This is a genomic window from Streptomyces sp. NPDC050997 (assembly GCF_040660135.1).
Taxonomy (GTDB): domain Bacteria; phylum Actinomycetota; class Actinomycetes; order Streptomycetales; family Streptomycetaceae; genus Streptomyces.
The window spans coordinates 188,792-208,501 of record NZ_JBFAGK010000017.1 but is presented as its reverse complement, the minus strand read 5'-3'; the positions used below and the strand labels follow the sequence as shown (position 1 = coordinate 208,501).

Here is a 19,710-nt window from a genome sequence, read left to right as displayed (position 1 = left end):
CTCTGCGAGAACACCCCCCTCAAACCCGGCAGCGAGGAATACCTCGACTCCGAGAAGTACCAGCTCAAACCCCGCGACTGGGACACGGCCGAACAGGAGGGACGCAGCCTCTCCCCCCTCATCACCCGGCTCAACACCATCCGACGCGCGAACCCGGCCCTGCGCCAACTGCGTGATCTCCACTTCCACCAGGCGGACAAGGAAGAGGTGATCGCGTACTCGAAGCGACGGGGATCGAACACGGTTCTGGTGGTCGCCAACCTCGATCCGCACCACACCCAGGAGGCCACGGTCTCGTTGGACATGCCGCAACTCGGCCTGGAATGGCACGAGTCGGTGCCGGTGCGCGACGAGCTCACCGGCGAGACCTATCACTGGGGCAGGGCCAATTATGTGCGCCTCACGCCTGGCGGGGCACACGTGCTTACTGTCGGCCGGGGGTCCGGTGGACGCGCGGCACAAGCCGCCGATGTCGCGTCACCGGATGAGCACAGCACCGTCCTGCGACCGTCCACCCCGCAGATCGGAGGGTCACCCACAACATGATCGTCAACGAGCCCGTCCAGGACACCTTCGAGGACACTCCCGCCAAGGACCGGGACCCCGAGTGGTTCAAGCGTGCCGTCTTCTACGAGGTCCTCGTCCGCTCCTTCCAGGACAGCAACGGCGACGGGGTGGGCGACCTCAAGGGCCTGACCGCGAAACTCGACTACCTGCAGTGGCTGGGCGTCGACTGCCTGTGGCTGCCGCCGTTCTTCAAGTCACCCCTGAGGGACGGCGGTTACGACGTCTCGGACTACACCGCCGTACTGCCGGAGTTCGGCGACCTCGCCGACTTCGTGGAGTTCGTGGACGCCGCCCACCAGCGTGGCATGCGCGTCATCATCGACTTCGTCATGAACCACACCAGCGACCAGCACCCGTGGTTCCAGGAGTCCCGCAACAACCCCGACGGTCCCTACGGCGACTACTACGTCTGGGCCGACGACGACAAGCAGTACCAGGACGCCCGGATCATCTTCGTCGACACCGAGGCCTCCAACTGGACCTTCGACCCGGTGCGCAAGCAGTACTACTGGCACCGCTTCTTCTCCCACCAGCCGGACCTCAACTACGAGAACCCCGCGGTCCAGGAGGAGATCATCTCCGCGCTGCGGTTCTGGCTGGACCTGGGCATCGACGGCTTCCGCCTCGACGCCGTGCCGTACCTGTACCAGCAGGAGGGCACCAACTGCGAGAACCTTCCGGCGACCCACGAGTTCCTCAAAAGGGTCCGGAAGGAGATCGACGCCTCCTATCCGGACACGGTGCTGCTGGCGGAGGCGAACCAGTGGCCGGAGGACGTCGTCGACTATTTCGGCGACTTCCGGTCCGGCGGCGACGAATGCCACATGGCATTCCACTTCCCGGTCATGCCTCGCATCTTCATGGCGGTCCGCCGGGAATCCCGCTATCCCGTCTCGGAAATCCTCGCCAAGACCCCGGCCATTCCCTCGAACTGCCAATGGGGCGTCTTCCTGCGCAACCACGACGAGCTGACCCTGGAAATGGTCACCGACGAGGAACGCGACTACATGTGGGCGGAATACGCCAAGGATCCCCGCATGCGCGCCAACATCGGCATCCGCCGGCGCCTGGCCCCCCTCCTCGACAACGACCGCAACCAGATCGAACTGTTCACCGCCCTGCTGCTGTCACTGCCGGGCTCGCCGATCCTCTACTACGGCGACGAGATCGGCATGGGCGACAACATCTGGCTCGGCGACCGGGACGCCGTACGGACCCCGATGCAGTGGACCCCGGACCGCAACGCAGGCTTCTCGTCCTGTGACCCGGGGCGGCTGTACCTCCCCACGATCATGGACCCGGTCCACGGCTACCAGGTCACGAACGTCGAGGCGTCGATGGCCTCGCCGTCCTCGCTGCTGCACTGGACCCGCCGCATGATCGAGATCCGCAAGCAGAACCCCGCGTTCGGTCTGGGGTCGTACACGGAACTCCCGTCCTCCAATCCGGCGGTGATCGCTTTTCTCCGGGAGTACGAGGACGATCTCGTCCTGTGCGTGAACAACTTCTCCCGGTTCGCGCAGCCGACTGAGCTGGACCTCAGCGCTTTCGGAGGGCGGCACCCGGTCGAACTGTTCGGCGGGGTCCGTTTCCCGGCCGTGGGAGAGCTGCCGTATCTGTTGACTCTGGGCGGTCACGGCTTTTACTGGTTCCGGCTCCGCAAGGACGCCGCATAGGGCCATGCGCCCGGTCGAACTCCTGGCGGGGCGGTTTTGCCCGTCCCGCCGGGGGCACGCATCAGTAACACCCCGACCACTCCGGGGAAAGGACGCGACGCCATGTCGGAAGCCGTCATCCGTACCGCCACATCCAGCTCTGGCAGCCCCGGCCTCCTCGCGTCACTGGATCCGCTGCTGCGGGAGTGGCTGCCGCGACAGCGCTGGTTCGCGGGCAAGGGGCGTCCGGTCACCGGGTTCTCCCTGGTGGCGGCCACCGAGCTGCTGCCACCCACGGCCAAGCTCGGCCTCTACCACCTGTTGGTGCGCGCCCACCAGCCGCTCGCCCTGGGCTCCGCGACCCACCCGGGAGACTGCTACCAGCTCCTGATAGGCACGCGCGAGGCGCTGCCCCCCAGGCTGGCGCCCGCGCTGATCGGTCACGTCGAGGAGGGCCCCCTCGCCGGACAGACGGTCTACGAGGCCCTGCACGACACCCGGCCCGCCGAACTGCTCCTGGAGGCGCTGCGCACCCAGGCCCGCATCGGCGGGCTGCGCTTCGAGCGGGACCAGCGGCAGGAGATCCGGGAAGAGCTGGTGCCGCGCCTGATGACCGCCGAGCAGTCCAACTCGTCGATCGTCTATGGAGATACGTTCATCCTGAAGCTGCTGCGCCGGATCGTACCCGGCGTCAATCCCGACCTGGAGCTGCCGCTGGCGCTGGCCCGCGAGGACTGCCCCCGGGTGCCCGCGCCGACGGGGTGGATACGGGCGGAGCTGGCCGGGGAGTCGTACGTCCTGGGCGTGCTCCAGCCGTTCGTGCAGGGCGCGAGTGACGGCTGGGAGCTGGCGCTGCGGGAGCTGGCCAAGGGCGAGGACTTCGGTGCGGAGGCACGGGCGCTGGGACGGGCCACGGCCGAGGTGCACACGGCACTCGCCCGTGCGCTGCCCACCTCGACCCTCGGCCACCCCCAGCTGAACCTGCTGGTCGACGGCATGATCGAACGTCTGGAGGCGGCCACGCAGGCGGTGCCCGCGCTCCGGCCGTACGCGTCCGCACTGCGCTCCGCCTTCACCGCGCTCGCCGACCTGGCCGCCGAGGGCCGTACCTGGACCGCGCAGCGGGTGCACGGCGATCTGCACCTCGGGCAGTGTCTGCGCTCGCCCGCCGGACGGTGGTCGCTGATCGACTTCGAGGGCGAGCCGTCCAAGCCGCTCGCCGAGCGCCGGATGCCACAACCGCCGGCCCGGGACATCGCGGGGATGCTCCGCTCCTTCGACTACGCGGCGCTCTCCGCCGACCCACCGGCCCCTGGCTGGGCCGAGGTCTGCCGGGCCGCCTACTGCTCGGGATACGCCGAGGTCAGCGGCGTGGATCCGCGGACCGATCCGGTGCTGCTGCGGGCCTGCGAGACGGACAAGGCGATCTACGAGGTCGTCTACGAGGCCCGGCACCGCCCCGACTGGCTGCCCGTACCGATGGCCGCGATAGAGCGGTACGTCACGTCCGACCTGATCTGACCGACAGATTTTCGCCGAGGAGGCTTTCCCCGTGACGCCCCGCCCCCCGTCCAGCGGTTCGGATCCGAAGAAGACGGCTGCGAAAGCCCAGAAGAAGACCGAGAAGACGACCGAGAACAAGAACGAAAGCAAGAACGAAAGCAAGAACGAGAAGAAGAGCGTCAAGAAGAGTGTGAAGAAGGCCGCCGCGAAGAAAGCCACCACGAAAAAGACCTCCACGGGACCGACGAAGGTCACTGCCAAGAAGGTGGCCGCCAAACCGGTCACCGCTCCTGAGCCCGCCGCGTCGCCGGAGGTACCCGCCGGTGACCGCGAGCGGCTGCTCTCCGGTACCCACCACGCCCCGCACGACGTCCTCGGCGCCCATCCGCTGACCGGCGGGGTCGCCTTCCGGGCGTTCCGGCCGTACGCGAGGTCCGTGACGGTCGTCGCCGATGACCTACGGGCGGAACTGCACGACGACGGGGACGGGTTCTTCTCGGCTCTGCTGCCGCTGCGGGAGGCCCCGGCGTACCGCCTTCTCGTGGCGTACGAGGGGGCGGTCCAGGACACCGAGGACGCGTACCGCTTCCTGCCCGCGCTGGGCGATCTCGACCTGCATCTGATCGGCGAGGGCCGGCACGAGGAGCTGTGGCGGGCGCTCGGGGCGCACCCGATGACCCATGACGGGGTGGCCGGGACCCGGTTCACGGTGTGGGCGCCGAACGCGCGGGGCGTGCGGGTGGCCGGCACCTTCAACTTCTGGGACGCGTCGGCGTTCCCGATGCGCTCGCTCGGCGGCACCGGTGTCTGGGAGCTGTTCGTGCCCGGGATCGGCGAGGGCGAGCTGTACAAGTTCGAGATCACCCGGCCCGACGGTTCGAAGACGCTGCGCGCCGATCCGCTGGCCCGCCGTACGGAGGTCCCGCCCAGCACGTCGTCCATCGTGACCTCGTCGCGGTACGAGTGGGATGACGAGGAGTGGCTGGCGCGCCGCGCGGACACCCCCGCGCACGAGGCGCCCTTCTCGGTCTACGAGATCCATCTCCCGTCCTGGCGCCCCGGCCTGACGTACCGTCAACTCGCCGAGCAGCTACCGGCGTACGTGAAGGACCTGGGCTTCACCCATGTGGAGCTGATGCCGGTCGCCGAGCATCCCTTCGGCGGGTCCTGGGGCTACCAGGTCACCGGCTTCTACGCGCCCACCGCCCGGCTCGGCAGCCCGGACGACTTCAGGTACCTCGTCGACGCCCTGCACCGGGCCGGGATCGGGGTGCTGATGGACTGGGTACCGGCGCACTTCCCGCGCGACGACTGGGCGTTGGCGGAGTTCGACGGGCGTCCGCTGTACGAGCACGAGGACCCGCTCCGGTCCGCCCACCCGGACTGGGGCACGCTGGAGTTCGACTACGGCCGCCGCGAGGTGCGCAACTTCCTGGTCGCCAACGCCGTGTACTGGTGCGAGGAGTTCCACATCGACGGCCTGCGGGTGGACGCGGTCGCCTCGATGCTCTACCTCGACTACTCGCGCGAGCCCGGCCAGTGGACGCCGAACGAGCACGGCGGCCGGGAGAACCTGGACGCGGTGGCGTTCCTCCAGGAGATGAACGCGACCGTGTACCGGCGGGTGCCTGGCGTGGTCACGGTCGCCGAGGAGTCAACGGCCTGGGACGGCGTCACCCGCGCCACCCACCACCTTGGCCCGGGCGGCTTCGGGGGCCTCGGTTTCGGACTGAAGTGGAACATGGGCTGGATGCACGACTCGCTCGACTACGTGAGCCATGAGCCGGTGCACCGCAAGTACCACCACGGTGAGATGACGTTCTCGATGGTGTACGCCTACAGCGAGAACTACGTGCTGCCGATCTCGCACGACGAGGTCGTCCACGGCAAGGGATCACTGGTGTCGAAGATGCCGGGCGACTGGTGGCAGCAGCGTGCCACCCTCCGCGCCTATCTGGGCTTCATGTGGGCGCACCCCGGTAAGCAACTCCTCTTCATGGGCCAGGAGTTCGCGCAGGGCGCGGAGTGGTCCGAGGAGCACGGCCCGGACTGGTGGCTGCTGGATCCGGCGTACGGGGCGGAGGCCGACCACCGAGGTGTCCGTGACCTGGTCCGCGATCTCAACACCGTCTACCGCCACACCCCGGCGCTGTGGCAGCGCGACACCGACCCCGCCGGGTTCCGGTGGGTCGTGGGTGACGCCGCCGAGGACAACGTCTTCGCCTTCCTCCGCGAGGACGCGGACGGTGTCCCGCTCCTTGCGGTGTCCAACTTCGCTCCGGTCGTCCGCCAGGACTACCGGCTGGGCGTCCCCGACGATGTCCCCGCCTGGCACGAATCCGTCAACACCGACCTCGCCAAGTACGGTGGCGGCGCCGTGACGAACCCGGACATCATCAAGCCGGAGCCCCAGGCTTGGCACGGCCACCCGGCAAGCGTCCTGCTGACGCTGCCGCCCCTGGCAACGGTGTGGCTCCGCCCGGCGTAGCTTGCCTCGCCCCCGCCGCCCCTACCCGTCCCATCCTCCAGGGGCGCTGCCCCTCCGACCCCGTTCCGGGGGCCGGCCCAGCCCCCCGGGCCCCCGCTCCTCAAATGCCGGAGGGGCTGTGTTCAGCCCCCGAACGCCTCGGCCAGGCTCGCCGGGAGTGCCCCGGTGTGCAGCACGCCGAGCCGTTGGGTCGCCCTGGTCAGGGCCACGTACAGGTCGCTCGTGCCGTACTGTCCGGGTTCGACCACCAGGACGGAGTCGAACTCCAGGCCCTTGGACTGGCGGAGGTCGAGCAGGACGACCGTCCGCGTCAGGTCGGGCTCCGCGCCCGCCGTCACACCGTCCAGGCCGGCCGCCAGCCTCCGGTGCAGTGCGCGCGGCGCGATGACGGCCAGCCGGCCCTCGGCGGGGGTCAGTTCGGCCACCGCCTTCGCGACGGCGCCGGGGAGGTCGTCGGTGGCGCGCGCCCAGGGTCGTACCCCTGTCGAGCGCACCGAGCTCGGCGGTTCGAAGCCGGGATGCTCCGCGCGCACCACGGCCGCCGCCACGTCCATGATCTCGGCCGGGGTGCGGTAGTTGACCCGCAGGCGGGTGTGCTCCCAGCGGTCCTCGACGTACGGTTCGAGGATCCCCGCCCAGGAGCCGACCCCTGCCGCCTCCGCGGTCTGCGCCGGGTCTCCGACCAGGGTCATCGAGCGGGTCGGGCTGCGCCGCATGAGCAACCGCCAGGCCATCGGCGACAGTTCCTGCGCCTCGTCGACGATGATGTGCCCGAACGCCCAGGTGCGGTCGGCGGCCGCGCGCTCGGCGGCGCTGCGGTGGTCGTCCTCCTCGTGGCGCTCGGCGAACCGTTCGGCGTCGATGATGTCGTGCGCGGACAGAACCTCGGAGTCCTCCTCGTCCTTGTCCTCGAACTCGTAGGTCCGGGAGGCGTACGAGACGTCCAGCACCCCCTGGGCGTACGCGATCTGCGTCTCCCGCTCCCGCTCCTCGCGCGCCCGCGCCAACCGGTCGTCCTCGCCCAGCAGTTCGGCCGCCTCGTCGAGCAGCGGTACGTCCGAGACGGTCCACGCCCGGGTCACCGGGCGGCGGATGGCGGCCGCGTCCTCGTCGCCGAGGTATCCCTCGGGCGCGGCGAGGAAGTCGGCGAGCAGGCGCCGCGGGGTCACTCTCGGCCACAACTGGTGGATCGCCGACCAGACTTCGGGGTTCTCGGCGAGCTCGTCGCGGATCTGGGTGATGTCGCTCGGGTCGAGCAGGTTGGATCCGTCGTACGGATCCGTGCCGATGCGCTCGGCGACCATGTCGGTGAGCGTGTTGAGGATGTGGCCCTCGAAGGACTCGCGCGCCGCGTTGTGCTGGAGCTTCGCGGCGCGGGTGCGCTCGCGTGCCATGTTCACCAGGTCGTCGTCGAGCATCAGGATCTCGCGGTCGTGCTCGATCGCGATCACCGGGTCGGGCAGCGCCTGCCGGTCGCGTACGACGGCGGCGAGGACGTCGGCCATGTCGGCGCGGCCCTTCACGGCGGCCGCCTCGGGGGTGTCGGTCGCCGTCGCCTTCACACCGGGGTACAGCTCACCGACCGTGGCCAGCAGGACGCCGGTCTCGCCCAGGGAGGGCAGCACCTCGCCGATGTAGCCGAGGAACGCGGGGTTGGGGCCGACGATCAGGACGGCCCGCTTGGCGAGCAGCTCCCGGTGTTCGTACAGGAGGTAGGCGGCCCGGTGCAGGGCTACCGCCGTCTTGCCGGTGCCGGGGCCGCCCTCGACCACCCGCACGCCCCGGTGGGGAGCCCGGATGATCTCGTCCTGCTCGGCCTGGATGGTCTGCACGATGTCGCTCATCCGGCCGGTGCGGGCGGAGTTGAGGGCGGCGAGCAGCACGGCGTCGCCGGTCGGGTCCTCGTGGCCGGTGCGGGTGGCGTCGCCGAGGTCGAGGATCTCGTCGTGCAGGTGGGTGACCGTGCGGCCCTCGGTGGTGATGTGCCGGCGTCGGCCGATACCCATCGGGGTGTGGCCGGTGGCCAGGTAGAAGGGGCGGGCGACGTCGGCCCGCCAGTCGATCAGGATCGGGGTGCGCTCGGCGTCGTCGGTACGCAGACCGATCCGGCCGATGTGGTGGGTGATACCGGAGGTGAGGTCGATCCGGCCGAAGCAGAGCGAACCCTCCACCGCGTTCAGCGCGGTCAGCATCCCGGAGCGCTCGGCGACCAGGATGTCCCGCTCCAGCCGGGCCTGCCTGGGGGTGTTGCCCTGGGCGAGTGCGTCCGTGACCGAGACCTCGGTGTCGCCGCGCAGGGCGTCCACACGCGCGTACAGCTCGTCGATGAATTCCTGTTCGCGCATCAATTCACGATCTGGAAAGTCGGCGTTTGACAATTCCACTCCCGCCCGGATATACTGTGCTCACTAAGCCTCATTCGCGACTAATTTCCGTGAAGTCGCGAACTATTGAATATACGCAAAGAAATCCCCCGAGCGCAATTGCTCGGGGGATTTCTTTGTATCTGGGCAGCTCATCGGAGGCAGTCATCCGGGCGGCTGATCCGGGGAGCTCATCCGGGGAGCTCATCCGGGGAGCTCTTCGGGGACTCAGAGGACGTCGGCCAACTCCTCCAGCAGTCGCCGCTTCGGCCGGGCCCCCACCATCGCCTTCACCGGCTCACTGCCCCGGAACACCATGAACGTCGGCATCGACAACACCTTGTACGCGTTCGTGGTCTCCGGGTTGGTGTCCACGTCCAGCTGGACCACCCTGAGCCGCTCGCCCTCCTCCGCGGCGAGGGCGCTGAGCACCGGCCCCATCTGCCGGCACGGCGGACACCAGTCGGCGGTGAACTCCACCAGCACCGGCAGCTCCGCGCCGATCACCTCCGCCTCGAAGGTCGCGTCCGTCACCTCGGCCACACCCGCCGCCTTGATCACTTGAGGATCCCTCCCAGCTCACACACCGGCTCCGGACCACCCGGAGCCTGCGCCTCGGCCGCCAGCTCTTCCCGCGCCCGCTCGGCCCTCACCAACTGCGCCCCGACCTGCTCGCGCACGGCCCGCAGCTCGCCGATCAGCGCGTCGAGCTCGTCCAACTTGCGCCGGTAGACCGCGAGCGAGGCGGGACACGTGTCGCCCTCCTGGTGACCGGCCCGCAGACACTCCACGAACGGCCGCGTCTCCTCCAGGTCGAACCCGAAGTCCTGCAGCGTCCTGATCTGCCGGAGCAGCTTCAGGTCGTCCTCGTCGTAGGTGCGGTATCCGTTGCCGTTCCGCCTCGCGGGCAGCAGACCCCGTGACTCGTAGTACCGCAGCGTCCGGGTGGTCGTCCCGGCCCGCGCGGCCAGCTCGCCGATGCGCATGAGAAGAACGTAAGCCTTGACGCCGACGTCAAGGCAACGTGCGGCTGAGGGAGAGTTCGCCGAGTCAGCGGCTCTCGACGAGCTTGTGCGCCTCGTCCGACTCCTTGGCCTCGACCGGGTGCTCGGCCCGCTCCGCCGGATCCGTCTCCCGTCCCCGCGGGATCAGCAGCGCCACGACGACCGTGCCCACACCCAGGACGACCGCGCCGATCAGGCTGGTGTGGGCGACCGCGTCCGAGAAGGAGGAGCCGACCGCGTCGGCCATCTGGTGGGCGCCCTGGGCGAGTTGCTCGGCCTGGGCCTTCAACTGGGCGGCCTGCTGCGGGTCGGTGGCCCGGGCCGCCTGCGCGGCGGCCTTCTCGGCCTGCGCGGAGATGCCCTGCGCGACGCCGTACCCGGCGCCGACCGAGTCCTGCGCGGTGGCCAGGGTGCCGGCGGGCAGCTTGCTGCCGGAGGTGGCGTCCGCGAGATGGTCGGAGTACGACGTGGCCAGCAGCGAGCCGAGGATGGCGATGCCGAGCGAGCCGCCGAGTTCCAGCGAGGTGTCGTTCACCGCGCCGCCGACGCCCAGTTCGGACTCGGGGAAGGCGCCCATGATCGCGTCCGTGCAGGGCGAGAGGGCGAGACCGATCGCGAGGCCCAGTACGGCGAGGGGCGCGACGAGATCGCCGTACGACGAACCCGCGTCGACCTGGGTGAGCAGGGCGAGCGCCGCCGTGCCGCCGACCATGCCCGCGGTGACGGTCCACTTCATGCCGACCTTCGGCGTCAGATAGCCGGTGAGGGCCGAGCCCACGAAGACCGCGCCGGCCAGCGGCAGCATGCGCAGACCGGTCTCCAGAGCGCTGTACCCGAGGACGAACTGCAGGTGCTGGGTCAGGTAGTAGAAGGCGCCGAAGACGGCCAGGAAGAACAGGGCCACGGCGAGGTTCGAACCGGCGAACCGGCGGTTCGTGAAGCGGCGGACGTCCACGACCGGACGCGGGTGGCGCAGTTCCCACGCCACGAAGAGCGCGAGACCGACACCCGCGACCACCGCGGCCGTGAGCGCCTTGACGCCCCAGCCGAAGTGCGGACCCTCGATGATCATGTAGACCAGCGAGCCGATCCAGACGACCGACAGCAGACCGCCGACGTAGTCGATCCGCCCCTTCTTGCCGGCCTTCGACGGCGGCACCAGCACGAGCGCGCCGATGACGGCGAGCGCGGCGATCGGGACGTTGATCAGGAACGTGGACTTCCAGCTGTGCTGCTCCAGCAGCGCCCCCGCGAGCAACGGGCCGGCCGCGATCGCGAGACCCGCCGTGGCGGTCCACAGCGTGATCGCCTTGGCGCGTTCGGCGCGCGGGAAGGTGGCGGCGAGCAGCGAGAGCGTCGCGGGCATGATCATGGCCGCGCCGACACCCATCACCGCGCGGGCGGCGATGACGCCGGTGGAGCTGTCGACGAGCGATCCCGCGACGGCCCCTCCCCCGAAGACGAACAGCCCCAGCACGAGCGCCCCGCGACGGCTGTACTTGTCGCCGAGCGCGCCGAGCAGCAGCATCAGCGCCGCGTACGGGACGGTGTAGCCGTCGATGACCCACTGCAGGTCGGCGCTGGACAGACCCAGGTCCTGGGTCATGTCGGGCGCGGCGACGGTGAGGGCGGTGTTCGCCATCACGATGATCAGCAGGCTCAGGCACAGGACCAGGAGCGCCCCCCAGCGCCGGGCGTAGGGGCGGTCCATCCTCTCGACCGGTTCGGTCATGACGAGTCGCATGTCAGGGGTCGCCTTCCTCGCAGAGTGCCGCAAGATCGTCGTATCGCTTGCACAGTGATGTGCAATTACTCAACCATGTGCAATGTACGGCACCTGCACAGCACTGTGCAAATGGAGGAGGTGAAGCCCTGGTGGCGGGACGCGGGTGCCCGCGGAGGGGCGTGCAGAATGGCTGCCATGACCACCGGCCCCACCAGTCGCGCCGACGCCAACCGGCGCCGCATCCTCGACGTCGCCCTCGCGGAGCTGCTGCGCGACCCCGACGCGTCCATGGACCAGATCGCCCGCGCCGCGGGAGTCGTACGACGGACGGTGTACGGCCACTTCCCCAGCCGCGAGGCGCTGGTCGGCACGCTCGTCGACGGTGCCGTGGAGTCGGTGGCGGCGGCGCACGCGACGGGCCGGGACGGCGTGGACGACCCGGCGGAGGCCGTGGCGCGCTCGGTGCTGGCGGTCTGGGAGGTCGCCGACCGTTACCGCATCCTGGTCGCGCTCGCCCAGCGCAGCGTGACCATGCAGGGCATCCGCGACCGTCTCACCCCGGTGCGCCGGGCCAGTGTCGAGCTGCTGCGCCGCGGCCTGGAGGAGGGCGTCTTCGACTCACCGCTGCCGCCGCCGGCACTGGCGTACGTCCACGAGCAGACGCTGATCGCGCTGATGGAGGCCGTGAACGACGGACTGCTCGCGGCACGGGAGGCGGGCCCCTCGGCCGCGGTCACCGTACTGACCGCGGCAGGCGTACCGGCCTCCCGCGCCACGTCGCTGGTCGCGAAACTGAGCGAGGAGAGCGGGGGCGATGGCGAGGACGCGGAGCGGGCCGAGAGCGGCGAGGAGGGCGAGAGGAACTAAGGAGGCTTGGGCTTGGCCCTGCTGGGGGCCGAGGTGGCCGGGGCCAAAGCCGCCGGGGCCGGAGATGGCCGGGGCCGAAAGCGCCGGGGCCGAAAGCGCCGGGGCCGGAGATGGCCGGGGCCGAAGCCGCCGAGGCCGGAGATGGCCGGGGCCGAAGCCGCCGAGGCCGGAGGTGGCCGGGGCCGAAGCCGCCGAGGCCGGGGAGGCCGGGAAGGCCGGAGGCGGCCGGGCCCGAAGGTCCCCGGAGGCGGCCGGGCCCGAAGGTCCCCGGAGGCCCCGGGGAGGCGGGGGCCCGGCAGGCCGTGAGGTCTGGAAAGGCGAACCGGGCGGCTGAGCTACTGGGGAGTACTCAGCCGCCCGGAGACCGAAGGACGGGCCCGGGTTCAGGGCCGGGCCCGGCCCTGCTGTGGGGCGGAGTGACCGAGGGCCTGGGAGGCCGGTGGCCGCAAGGCCGGTGGCCGCAAGGCCGATCGGCGTCGGGGCCGGTGACCGCAAGGCCGATCGGCGTCGGGGCCTCCGATCAGGCGGAGGCCCCGACGCCGGGCGTCATCGTCAGGCCTTGGCCAGTTCCTTCTCGCCGCCCTGCTCGGGAAGCTCCGCGTGGACGTCCTGGTCGCCGTCGGAACCGTCGTCCAGGAGCGTCTTCTCGTCGAAGGGCAGGTGTCCGGCGAGCACCTGGTCGACACGCTCGCGGTCGATCTCCTTCGTCCAGGTGCCGATCAGGAGGGTGGCCACGGCGTTGCCCGCGAAGTTCGTCACGGCCCGCGCCTCACTCATGAAGCGGTCGATACCGACGATCAGGCCGATGCCGTCCACCAGAGCGGGCTTGTGCGACTGCAGACCGCCGGCCAGGGTGGCCAGACCCGCGCCACTGACGCCCGCCGCGCCCTTGGAGGCGACCAGCAGGAAGAGCAGCAGCGGGATCTGCTCGCCGATCGACATCGGCGTCCCCAAGGCGTCGGAAATGTAGAGCGACGCCATGGTCATGTAGATCATCGTGCCGTCAAGGTTGAAGGAGTAGCCGGTCGGAACGGTGATGCCGACCACCGGCTTGCTCACACCCAGGTGCTCCATCTTCGCGATGAGCCGCGGCAGCGCCGACTCGGAGGAGGAGGTGGACAGGATCAGCAGGAACTCCCGGGCGAGGTACTTGAACAGCATGAAGATGTTCAGCCCCGCGACCACGCGCAGCAGCGTCCCGAGCACGACGAGGACGAAGAGCAGACAGGTGATGTAGAAGCCGACCATCAGCACGGCGAGACTCTTGAGCGCGTCCAAACCCGCCGATCCGACCACGGCGGCGATGGCACCGAAGGCACCTATCGGGGCGGCCCACATCACCATGGCGAGGATGCGGAACACCAGTCGCTGGATGTGCTCGACACCGCGCAGAATCGGCTGACCGACCGAACCCATCGCCTGCAGGGCGAAGCCGGCGAGCAGCGCGACAAGAAGGGTCTGGAGAACCTGGCCCTCGGTGAAGGCGGAGACGAACGTCACCGGGATGATCGACAGCGCGAATTCGACGGGCGGAAGCGCGTCGGCCGACACCTGCTCGTGGCCGGACGCCTTGAGGGCCTCGGTCAGGTGCAGCCCGTCGCCCGGGTGCAGGATGTTGCCCACGACCAGGCCGATGGCCAGCGCAACCAGGGACATCACCATGAAGTAGCCGAGCGCGATGCCGCCGACGGCACCGACCTTCGCGGCCTTCCGTACCGAGCCGATGCCCAGAACGATGGTGCAGAAGATGATGGGCGAGATCATCATCTTGATCAGGTTCACGAAGCCCGTGCCCAGGGGCTTGAGCTCGACCCCGAGATCGGGCCAGATCAGACCGACCGCGATGCCGAGCGCCACCGCGCCAATGACGGCGATGTACAGATAATGGGTGCGGTCCCGCTTGGCTTTGGGTGCGGCAGGTGCCGTATCGGCTGCGCTGGTCACGGAGCCCTCCTTGACGACGTCGTCGGCATCACCGGCGTGCGGCTCACGTCCGGGGGATTTGGATGGGGTTGTGTATCGCGGTTCTGCATGGGGGGATGCGGTGACTATCTCCCGCCGTGTGAGGGCGGTCACCCTTCCGTTCATATAGTTCACAATCAGCCAAGAGGCAGACTGACGACATGTACGTCCGCGTCCCGAGACCCCGCAGCCTGGCCGGCCAGCTCTTCGCCATGCAGGCCGTGCTGATAGCGGTCGTCGTCGCCGGTTACGCGCTGTTCACCTATGTCAGTGACCGCGGCCAGGCGGAGGACTCCGCCCGTCGGCAGGCCCTGGCGGTGGCGCGGTCGGTCGCCGACTCCCCTTCCGTACGGGAGGCGATCGGCACCTCCGATCCGACGGCCGAGCTCCAGCCGTACGCGCTGCGGGTGATGACGGACGCCGACGTCGACTTCGTCACGATCATGAATCCGCGGGGCATCCGCTGGACGCACCCCGTGGAGGCCGAGATCGGCCAGCACTTCCGCGGCAACATCGCCCCCGCCCTGAAGGGAAAGCCCTTCACCGAGACCTACACGGGCACGCTCGGCGCGTCGGTCCGCGCGGTCGCCCCCGTCGAGGACGGCGACCACCGGGTCATCGGCCTGGTCAGCGCCGGCATCAAGGTCGAGGAGATCAGCAAGAGGGTGCGGGGCCAGTTGACGGCCATGCTCGGGGTCGCGGCCGGCGCGCTCGCCCTCGGCGCGATCGGCACGTACGTCGTCAACGCCCGGCTGCGCCGCCACACCCACAACATGAACGCGGCCGAGCTGAGCGCCATGCACGACTACCACCAGGCCGCCCTGCACGCCGTACGCGAGGGTCTGCTGATGCTGGACGGGCAGTACAGGGTGGCGCTCATCAACGACGGCGGGCGGGAACTGCTCGGGGTGGCGTCCGAGGCGGACGTGGTGGGCCGTTCGGTCGCGGAGATCGGCCTGCCCGCCCCCCTCACCGGGGCGCTGCTGGCGTCGGAGCCGCGGGTGGACGAGGTGCACCTGACGGCGGACCGGGTGCTGGTGATCAACACGTCCCCGGTGTCGGGCGGTGAGCGCCGGGGGACCGTGGTCACTCTGCGTGATGTGACCGAACTCCAGTCGCTGATGGGCGAGTTGGACTCCGAACGCGGCTTCACCCAGGCCCTGCGCTCGCAGGCCCACGAGGCGGCGAACCGCCTCCACACGGTCGTCTCCCTGATCGAGCTGGGCCGCGCGGAGGAGGCGGTGGACTTCGCGACCGCCGAACTGGAGCTGGCCCAGGCCCTCACCGACCAGGTGGTGGCGGCGGTGGGCGAGCCGGTGCTGGCGGCCCTGCTGCTGGGCAAGACCGCCCAGGCCAACGAGCGGGGCGTGGAGCTGGTGGTGTCGGACGACAGCCGCCTGGACGACGGCCTGCTGCCGGCCTCGCTGCCCTCCCGTGACCTGGTCACCATCCTCGGCAACCTGATCGACAACGCGGTCGACGCGGCGCAGGGCGGGGTGCCGGCCCGGGTGACGGTGACGGCGTACACCGAAGACCGTGAGCTGGTGCTACGCGTCTCGGACACCGGAGCAGGCGTCGACCCCGCCCACACGGAGGCGGTCTTCCAGCGGGGCTTCTCGACGAAGCCGGCCGGACCGGGCGGCCGGGGTCTGGGCCTGGCTCTCGTACGGCAGGCGGTGAACCGGCACGAGGGATCCCTGACGGTGGCGGAGGCCGACGGGGGCGGGGCAGAGTTCGAGGTACGGCTGTCGCTGGAGGGCGGGGACGGATCCGGGCGGGTGCCGGAGGGGGCCGTGGTGTCGGCGAGCGGGGGCGGCTCCGGGGGCGGGGGTTCTGGGATGTCTGGGGGTTCTGGGATGTCTGGGATGTCTGGGGGTTCTGGGATGTCTGGGTTTTCTGGGGGTTCTCGGGGCAGCACGGCTACTGATGGCGGCGCGATCACTGGGGGGAGTGCGGTCTCCGGGGACAGCACGGTGTCAGGCGGCAACCCGGTTTCTGGAGGCGAAGCATGACGACGACCGAGCAGCAGCCGATCCGGGTCCTGGTGGTGGAGGACGACCCGGTCGCCGCCGACGCCCACGTCATGTACGTCAACCGTGTCCCCGGTTTCACCGCCGTCGGCAAGGTCCACACCGGCGCGGAAGCCCGGCGCGCGCTGGACCGCACACCGGTCGACCTGCTCCTCCTGGACCTCCACCTGCCGGACGTGCACGGCCTCCAACTGGCCCGCTCCCTACGGGCGGCCGGCCACCAGGCGGACGTGATAGCGGTGACGTCGGCGCGGGACCTGACCGTCGTACGGGAGGGGGTCTCCCTCGGCGTCGTCCAGTACGTACTGAAGCCCTTCACCTTCGCGACCCTGCGGGACCGCCTCGTGCGATACGCCGAGTTCCACGCGTCGGCGGGCGAGGCGAGCGGCCAGGACGAGGTCGACAGAGCCCTGGCGACGCTGCGGGCGCCAGGGCCTGCCGCGTTGCCGAAGGGGTTGAGCGGACCGACGCTGGAACGGGTGACCGGCGCGCTGCGGGAGGCGGAAGAGGGCCTGACCGCGGCGGGCATCGCCGAGGCGGTCGGCATCTCCCGGATCACGGCACGGCGATATCTGGAGCACCTGGTGGATGCGGGGCGGGCGGAACGGGCGCCGGTGTATGGGCAGGTGGGGCGTCCGGAGTTGGTGTATCGGTGGGTGCGGGGAGTGGTGGGGCGGGGGCGTTAGGGGAGGCGCCGTCGAGTTCAGCGGCCGCCCTGTAAAACCCTTTGCTCCTTGCGAGTTGGAGCGGCTACCTTCTCCGGGCCGCCGGTCGCCCCAGGCCGTCGCTACCGCGACGCCGTCGCCAAGGAGGTGTGCAGCAAATGCGCACGAACCGTCAGCAATCAATCCCAGGTCCTGACACCTTCCCCCTTCCCACGACGGAGACATCTTGTCCGTTCGCATCACTGCGCTGATCGACCCCGACGGCGGCCCGTCATCCCGCCGTCTGGCATGGCTGGCATCCGACACCGACGGAATTCCCGTCGGGTCGGCGTTCCTGCGTCTTTTCACCGAGGTCGGGCAGGACCACCTCGCCGAATTGGACCTGCGTGTCCATCCGGCCGAGCGGCGAAACCACACCGGCTCCCGGCTCCTGGAGGCGGCCGTGGCCGCCGCACGTCAGGACGGCCGACGCTGTGTCATCGCCCAAGCCGAGTCCGGCTCTCCCGGCGCCCGATTCCTGCCGGCCCGGGGCTTCCACAAGGTCCTGACCCTGACCTTCACCCGCCTTCCCTTGGCCGAGGCGGACATCACGGCTCTCACCGGAATCACCGAACAGCCGCATCCCGGCTATCGGTTGACGTCATGGGAGGGCACGGTTCCTGACGGCCTCGCCGAGACGTTTGTCGCGTCGCGTCACGCCATGGACGACATGCCGATGGGCGCCACCGACTTCGGCACGGTGACCTGGGACCTGGAACGGGTCCGGGCCGCGGCCGCGGCCATCGAAAAGCGGGGTGACCTGCTGCACACCGTCGCTGCCATCGACGAGTCGGACGGCTCGATCGCCGGGTTCACCGAACTGGTGGTACCCGGCGACGGCAAGGGCAATGGCCAGCACTACGGCACCGGTGTCCTCCCTGAGCACCGCGGGCACGGCCTGGGCCGCTGGATGAAGGCCGCCTCGATCCGGCAGGCCCTCGAACGACATCCGGACCTCGGCGGCCTGCTCACCGACACCGCCGACAACAACCCCCACATGAGGCACATCAACGACACGCTCGGCTATACGCCGACGCACACAGCATTCGAGTACCAACTCGACCTCTAGAAACGGCGGGGGCCGGGCCGGGACGTAGTCCTGCCCCGGCCCCCACCGCCGTCTTCAAGACGCCGCGCCCGTCAGCGCCCGCGCCGCCGAACAACCGGAACAGTCCCGCACCTCATCCCACCCCCGCATCCCCCCGAGCCCCCCGCCAAGGCACCACCGCCCACATCCGCGTCCCGCCCCCGGGCTCCCGCGCCTCCCCGAACCCCCACTCCCCCTCGCACGCCCGCACAACGCACCCCAACACCCGCAACGCCGCCCGCCTTCGCGCGTCGCAGGCCGCCGCGAGCCGGGGATGGGAGTGCCGAGCGTGCCCGTCGTAGAGGATCACGCGCACCTCCCCGTCCCGGTACCGCAAGGACACATAGACCTCACTGTCAGGCGTGAACCGACAAGCACAGGCGGCCAGTTCACCGACCACCTGCACCACCGTGTCCGTCATGTCGGCCAGGCCATGCGTCTGGAGGACAACCCGGGTGGCCGCGCGAGCGATACGCGGACTGGTCGGTCCGGCGGGCAGCGTGAAGCTGTAGGCGAGCGTGTCGGGGGACGGTGGTGGTGCCTGCCGTTCGTCGGTGGAGACAGGGCAGGCCGAGACGGTGACCGATGCGGGCACGGACGACTCCTTCGCGAGTTCAGATGGTGGTGCTTCCAGGTGAGCCGACGACTCGACCGACGCCCGGTGGCCTGTCTCCCTGGCACGGGCCCATCCCTCCCGGGGAAGGAGAACGCGGGCAGGCTCGCGCGATGCGCTTCCGATGACGTCATCTCGTAAGCGGCTCATCACTGACTGTAGAGAAAAATGTGGCACTCGTGCCACCTACTCCTACTCATTGCCTCCTTTTGATTGGACCCGCGCCACCCACCCAGTGCAGACTGACCCCCACCCGACAGGGAGAAAGGGCACCGATGCCGACAAGGCCCGCGCCGACGGAACGTCAGAAACGCCTGGGCGCCGAACTACGCAGGATGCGGCTCGCTGCTGGTCGGACCACGGAGTACGCCGCCGGGCTGCTGGGGCTGGATCGTACGAAGGTGTCCAACATGGAGTCGGGAGTCCGTGCCGCCTCACCGGAACGGGTCCGGATACTTGCCAGCAACTACGAGTGCGCGGACGAGGTATACGTCGAGGCGCTGGCGGCCATGGCCGACACCCGCAAGCGGGGCTGGTGGCAACAGTTCAGAGGAACCCTGCCCCAAGGGCTGCTGGACGTCGCCGAGTTGGAGTGGTTCGCCACAACGCTGCGCAGCTACCAGACCGTCCACGTCCCCGGGCTTCTGCAACTCGGGGAGTACGCGCGCGCCATCTTCGCCACCGCGCTCCCCCCGCTCCCCGCGTCAGAGGTGGAACTCCGCGTCGTACAGCGCCTGCGTCGGCAACAGATGCTCGACCGCGAGCAGCCAGAGCCCGTCCGCTACGTCGCGTACGTGCACGAGTGGGCTTTGCGCATGCAGTTCGGCGGACGCCGCGCGATGCGCGAGCAGCTCCAGCACATCTGCGAGGCCTCCGAGCGCCCCCATATTGAGGTCCGCGTGCTTCCCGTCGAGGCCGGCGCCTTCCCAGGCGCCGGACACGCGGTGCTCTACGCGCACGGCGCCGTACCCCAGCTCGACACCGTGCAGCTCGACTCCGCGCACGGCGGTGAGTTCACCCACTCCGAGGCTCAACTGGCCAAGTACCGCGCCCACATGGACTGGTGGCACACACATACGCTGAGCCCCAAGGACTCGCGGGAACTGATCCACTCCATCGCCCGCCAGCTCTGACTCGGAGA

Annotated in this window: 14 protein-coding genes and 1 pseudogene; 9 read left to right on the top strand and 6 right to left on the bottom strand. The window is 69.9% G+C overall.

The window, feature by feature from the left end; genetic code table 11:
- From AB0H86_RS32055 to glgB, 4 genes and pseudogenes are all read left to right on the top strand, one after another.
- A pseudogene (locus AB0H86_RS32055) lies at positions 1–546 on the top strand (alpha-1,4-glucan--maltose-1-phosphate maltosyltransferase); the annotation flags it as partial.
- On the top strand, positions 543–2,243 hold the full coding sequence (treS, locus tag AB0H86_RS32050) for a maltose alpha-D-glucosyltransferase (protein WP_362446650.1): 1,701 nt from the start codon (positions 543–545) through the stop codon (positions 2,241–2,243). The pseudogene AB0H86_RS32055 and the gene treS, both read left to right, overlap by 4 nt.
- Positions 2,244–2,345: 102 nt before the next feature.
- On the top strand, positions 2,346–3,743 hold the full coding sequence (locus AB0H86_RS32045) for a maltokinase (RefSeq protein ID WP_362446647.1): 1,398 nt from the start codon (positions 2,346–2,348) through the stop codon (positions 3,741–3,743).
- 31 nt (positions 3,744–3,774) lie between these two features.
- Positions 3,775–6,213, top strand: a complete 2,439-nt coding sequence (gene glgB / locus AB0H86_RS32040; protein ID WP_362446644.1) for a 1,4-alpha-glucan branching enzyme — start codon at positions 3,775–3,777, stop codon at positions 6,211–6,213.
- A 122-nt stretch (positions 6,214–6,335) separates the two neighbouring features.
- Here glgB and AB0H86_RS32035 read toward each other — a convergent pair whose 3' ends face one another.
- The 4 genes from AB0H86_RS32035 to AB0H86_RS32020 form a co-directional block, all read right to left on the bottom strand.
- The gene (locus AB0H86_RS32035; protein ID WP_362446641.1) at positions 6,336–8,558 is read right to left on the bottom strand and encodes an ATP-dependent DNA helicase; all 2,223 of its coding nucleotides are present in this window, start codon (positions 8,556–8,558) and stop codon (positions 6,336–6,338) included.
- A 246-nt stretch (positions 8,559–8,804) separates the two neighbouring features.
- On the bottom strand, positions 8,805–9,119 hold the full coding sequence (locus AB0H86_RS32030) for a thioredoxin domain-containing protein (protein ID WP_362446667.1): 315 nt from the start codon (positions 9,117–9,119) through the stop codon (positions 8,805–8,807).
- A 14-nt stretch (positions 9,120–9,133) separates the two neighbouring features.
- Complete coding sequence (locus AB0H86_RS32025) at positions 9,134–9,562, bottom strand: MerR family transcriptional regulator (RefSeq protein ID WP_362446638.1); 429 nt, start codon at positions 9,560–9,562, stop codon at positions 9,134–9,136.
- Positions 9,563–9,626: 64 nt separating this feature from the next.
- The gene (locus tag AB0H86_RS32020; protein ID WP_362446635.1) at positions 9,627–11,324 is read right to left on the bottom strand and encodes an MFS transporter; all 1,698 of its coding nucleotides are present in this window, start codon (positions 11,322–11,324) and stop codon (positions 9,627–9,629) included.
- 168 nt (positions 11,325–11,492) lie between these two features.
- Between AB0H86_RS32020 and AB0H86_RS32015 the strand changes: the two genes are divergently transcribed.
- Positions 11,493–12,173 (top strand): TetR/AcrR family transcriptional regulator, encoded by a 681-nt coding sequence (locus tag AB0H86_RS32015; RefSeq protein ID WP_362446632.1) that lies wholly within the window; start codon positions 11,493–11,495, stop codon positions 12,171–12,173.
- A gap of 552 nt (positions 12,174–12,725) precedes the next feature.
- On the opposite strand, the gene AB0H86_RS32010 is transcribed toward AB0H86_RS32015, so the two are convergent.
- The gene (locus AB0H86_RS32010; protein WP_362446629.1) at positions 12,726–14,117 is read right to left on the bottom strand and encodes a cation:dicarboxylase symporter family transporter; all 1,392 of its coding nucleotides are present in this window, start codon (positions 14,115–14,117) and stop codon (positions 12,726–12,728) included.
- Positions 14,118–14,296: 179 nt separating this feature from the next.
- Between AB0H86_RS32010 and AB0H86_RS32005 the strand changes: the two genes are divergently transcribed.
- The 3 genes from AB0H86_RS32005 to AB0H86_RS31995 all read left to right on the top strand — a co-directional run bounded on the left by AB0H86_RS32005 (position 14,297) and on the right by AB0H86_RS31995 (position 17,938).
- A complete protein-coding gene (locus AB0H86_RS32005; RefSeq protein ID WP_362446626.1) occupies positions 14,297–16,147 on the top strand; it encodes a sensor histidine kinase in 1,851 nt (616 codons plus the stop codon).
- Positions 16,144–16,851 carry a response regulator gene (locus tag AB0H86_RS32000; RefSeq protein WP_362446623.1) on the top strand — a complete coding sequence of 236 codons (708 nt, stop codon included), beginning with the start codon at positions 16,144–16,146 and terminating at the stop codon, positions 16,849–16,851. The genes AB0H86_RS32005 and AB0H86_RS32000 overlap by 4 nt, the downstream gene beginning before the upstream one ends.
- A gap of 205 nt (positions 16,852–17,056) precedes the next feature.
- On the top strand, positions 17,057–17,938 hold the full coding sequence (locus tag AB0H86_RS31995) for a GNAT family N-acetyltransferase (RefSeq protein ID WP_362446621.1): 882 nt from the start codon (positions 17,057–17,059) through the stop codon (positions 17,936–17,938).
- Positions 17,939–18,050: 112 nt separating this feature from the next.
- Here AB0H86_RS31995 and AB0H86_RS31990 read toward each other — a convergent pair whose 3' ends face one another.
- Positions 18,051–18,551 carry an ATP-binding protein gene (locus tag AB0H86_RS31990; RefSeq protein ID WP_362446618.1) on the bottom strand — a complete coding sequence of 167 codons (501 nt, stop codon included), beginning with the start codon at positions 18,549–18,551 and terminating at the stop codon, positions 18,051–18,053.
- 293 nt (positions 18,552–18,844) lie between these two features.
- Between AB0H86_RS31990 and AB0H86_RS31985 the strand changes: the two genes are divergently transcribed.
- Positions 18,845–19,702 (top strand): helix-turn-helix transcriptional regulator, encoded by an 858-nt coding sequence (locus tag AB0H86_RS31985; RefSeq protein WP_362446615.1) that lies wholly within the window; start codon positions 18,845–18,847, stop codon positions 19,700–19,702.
- Positions 19,703–19,710 lie beyond the last annotated feature (8 nt).

Bases quoted from the DNA above. Each gene is read 5' to 3' on its own strand.
- treS (WP_362446650.1), top strand. From the start codon at position 543: ATGATCGTCAACGAGCCCGTCCAGGACACCTTCGAGGACACTCCCGCC.
- AB0H86_RS32045 (WP_362446647.1), top strand. From the start codon at position 2,346: ATGTCGGAAGCCGTCATCCGTACCGCCACATCCAGCTCTGGCAGCCCC.
- AB0H86_RS32035 (WP_362446641.1), bottom strand. From the start codon at position 8,558: ATGCGCGAACAGGAATTCATCGACGAGCTGTACGCGCGTGTGGACGCC.
- AB0H86_RS32025 (WP_362446638.1), bottom strand. From the start codon at position 9,562: ATGCGCATCGGCGAGCTGGCCGCGCGGGCCGGGACGACCACCCGGACG.
- AB0H86_RS32020 (WP_362446635.1), bottom strand. From the start codon at position 11,324: ATGCGACTCGTCATGACCGAACCGGTCGAGAGGATGGACCGCCCCTAC.
- AB0H86_RS32015 (WP_362446632.1), top strand. From the start codon at position 11,493: ATGGCTGCCATGACCACCGGCCCCACCAGTCGCGCCGACGCCAACCGG.
- AB0H86_RS32005 (WP_362446626.1), top strand. From the start codon at position 14,297: ATGTACGTCCGCGTCCCGAGACCCCGCAGCCTGGCCGGCCAGCTCTTC.
- AB0H86_RS32000 (WP_362446623.1), top strand. From the start codon at position 16,144: ATGACGACGACCGAGCAGCAGCCGATCCGGGTCCTGGTGGTGGAGGAC.
- AB0H86_RS31985 (WP_362446615.1), top strand. From the start codon at position 18,845: ATGCCGACAAGGCCCGCGCCGACGGAACGTCAGAAACGCCTGGGCGCC.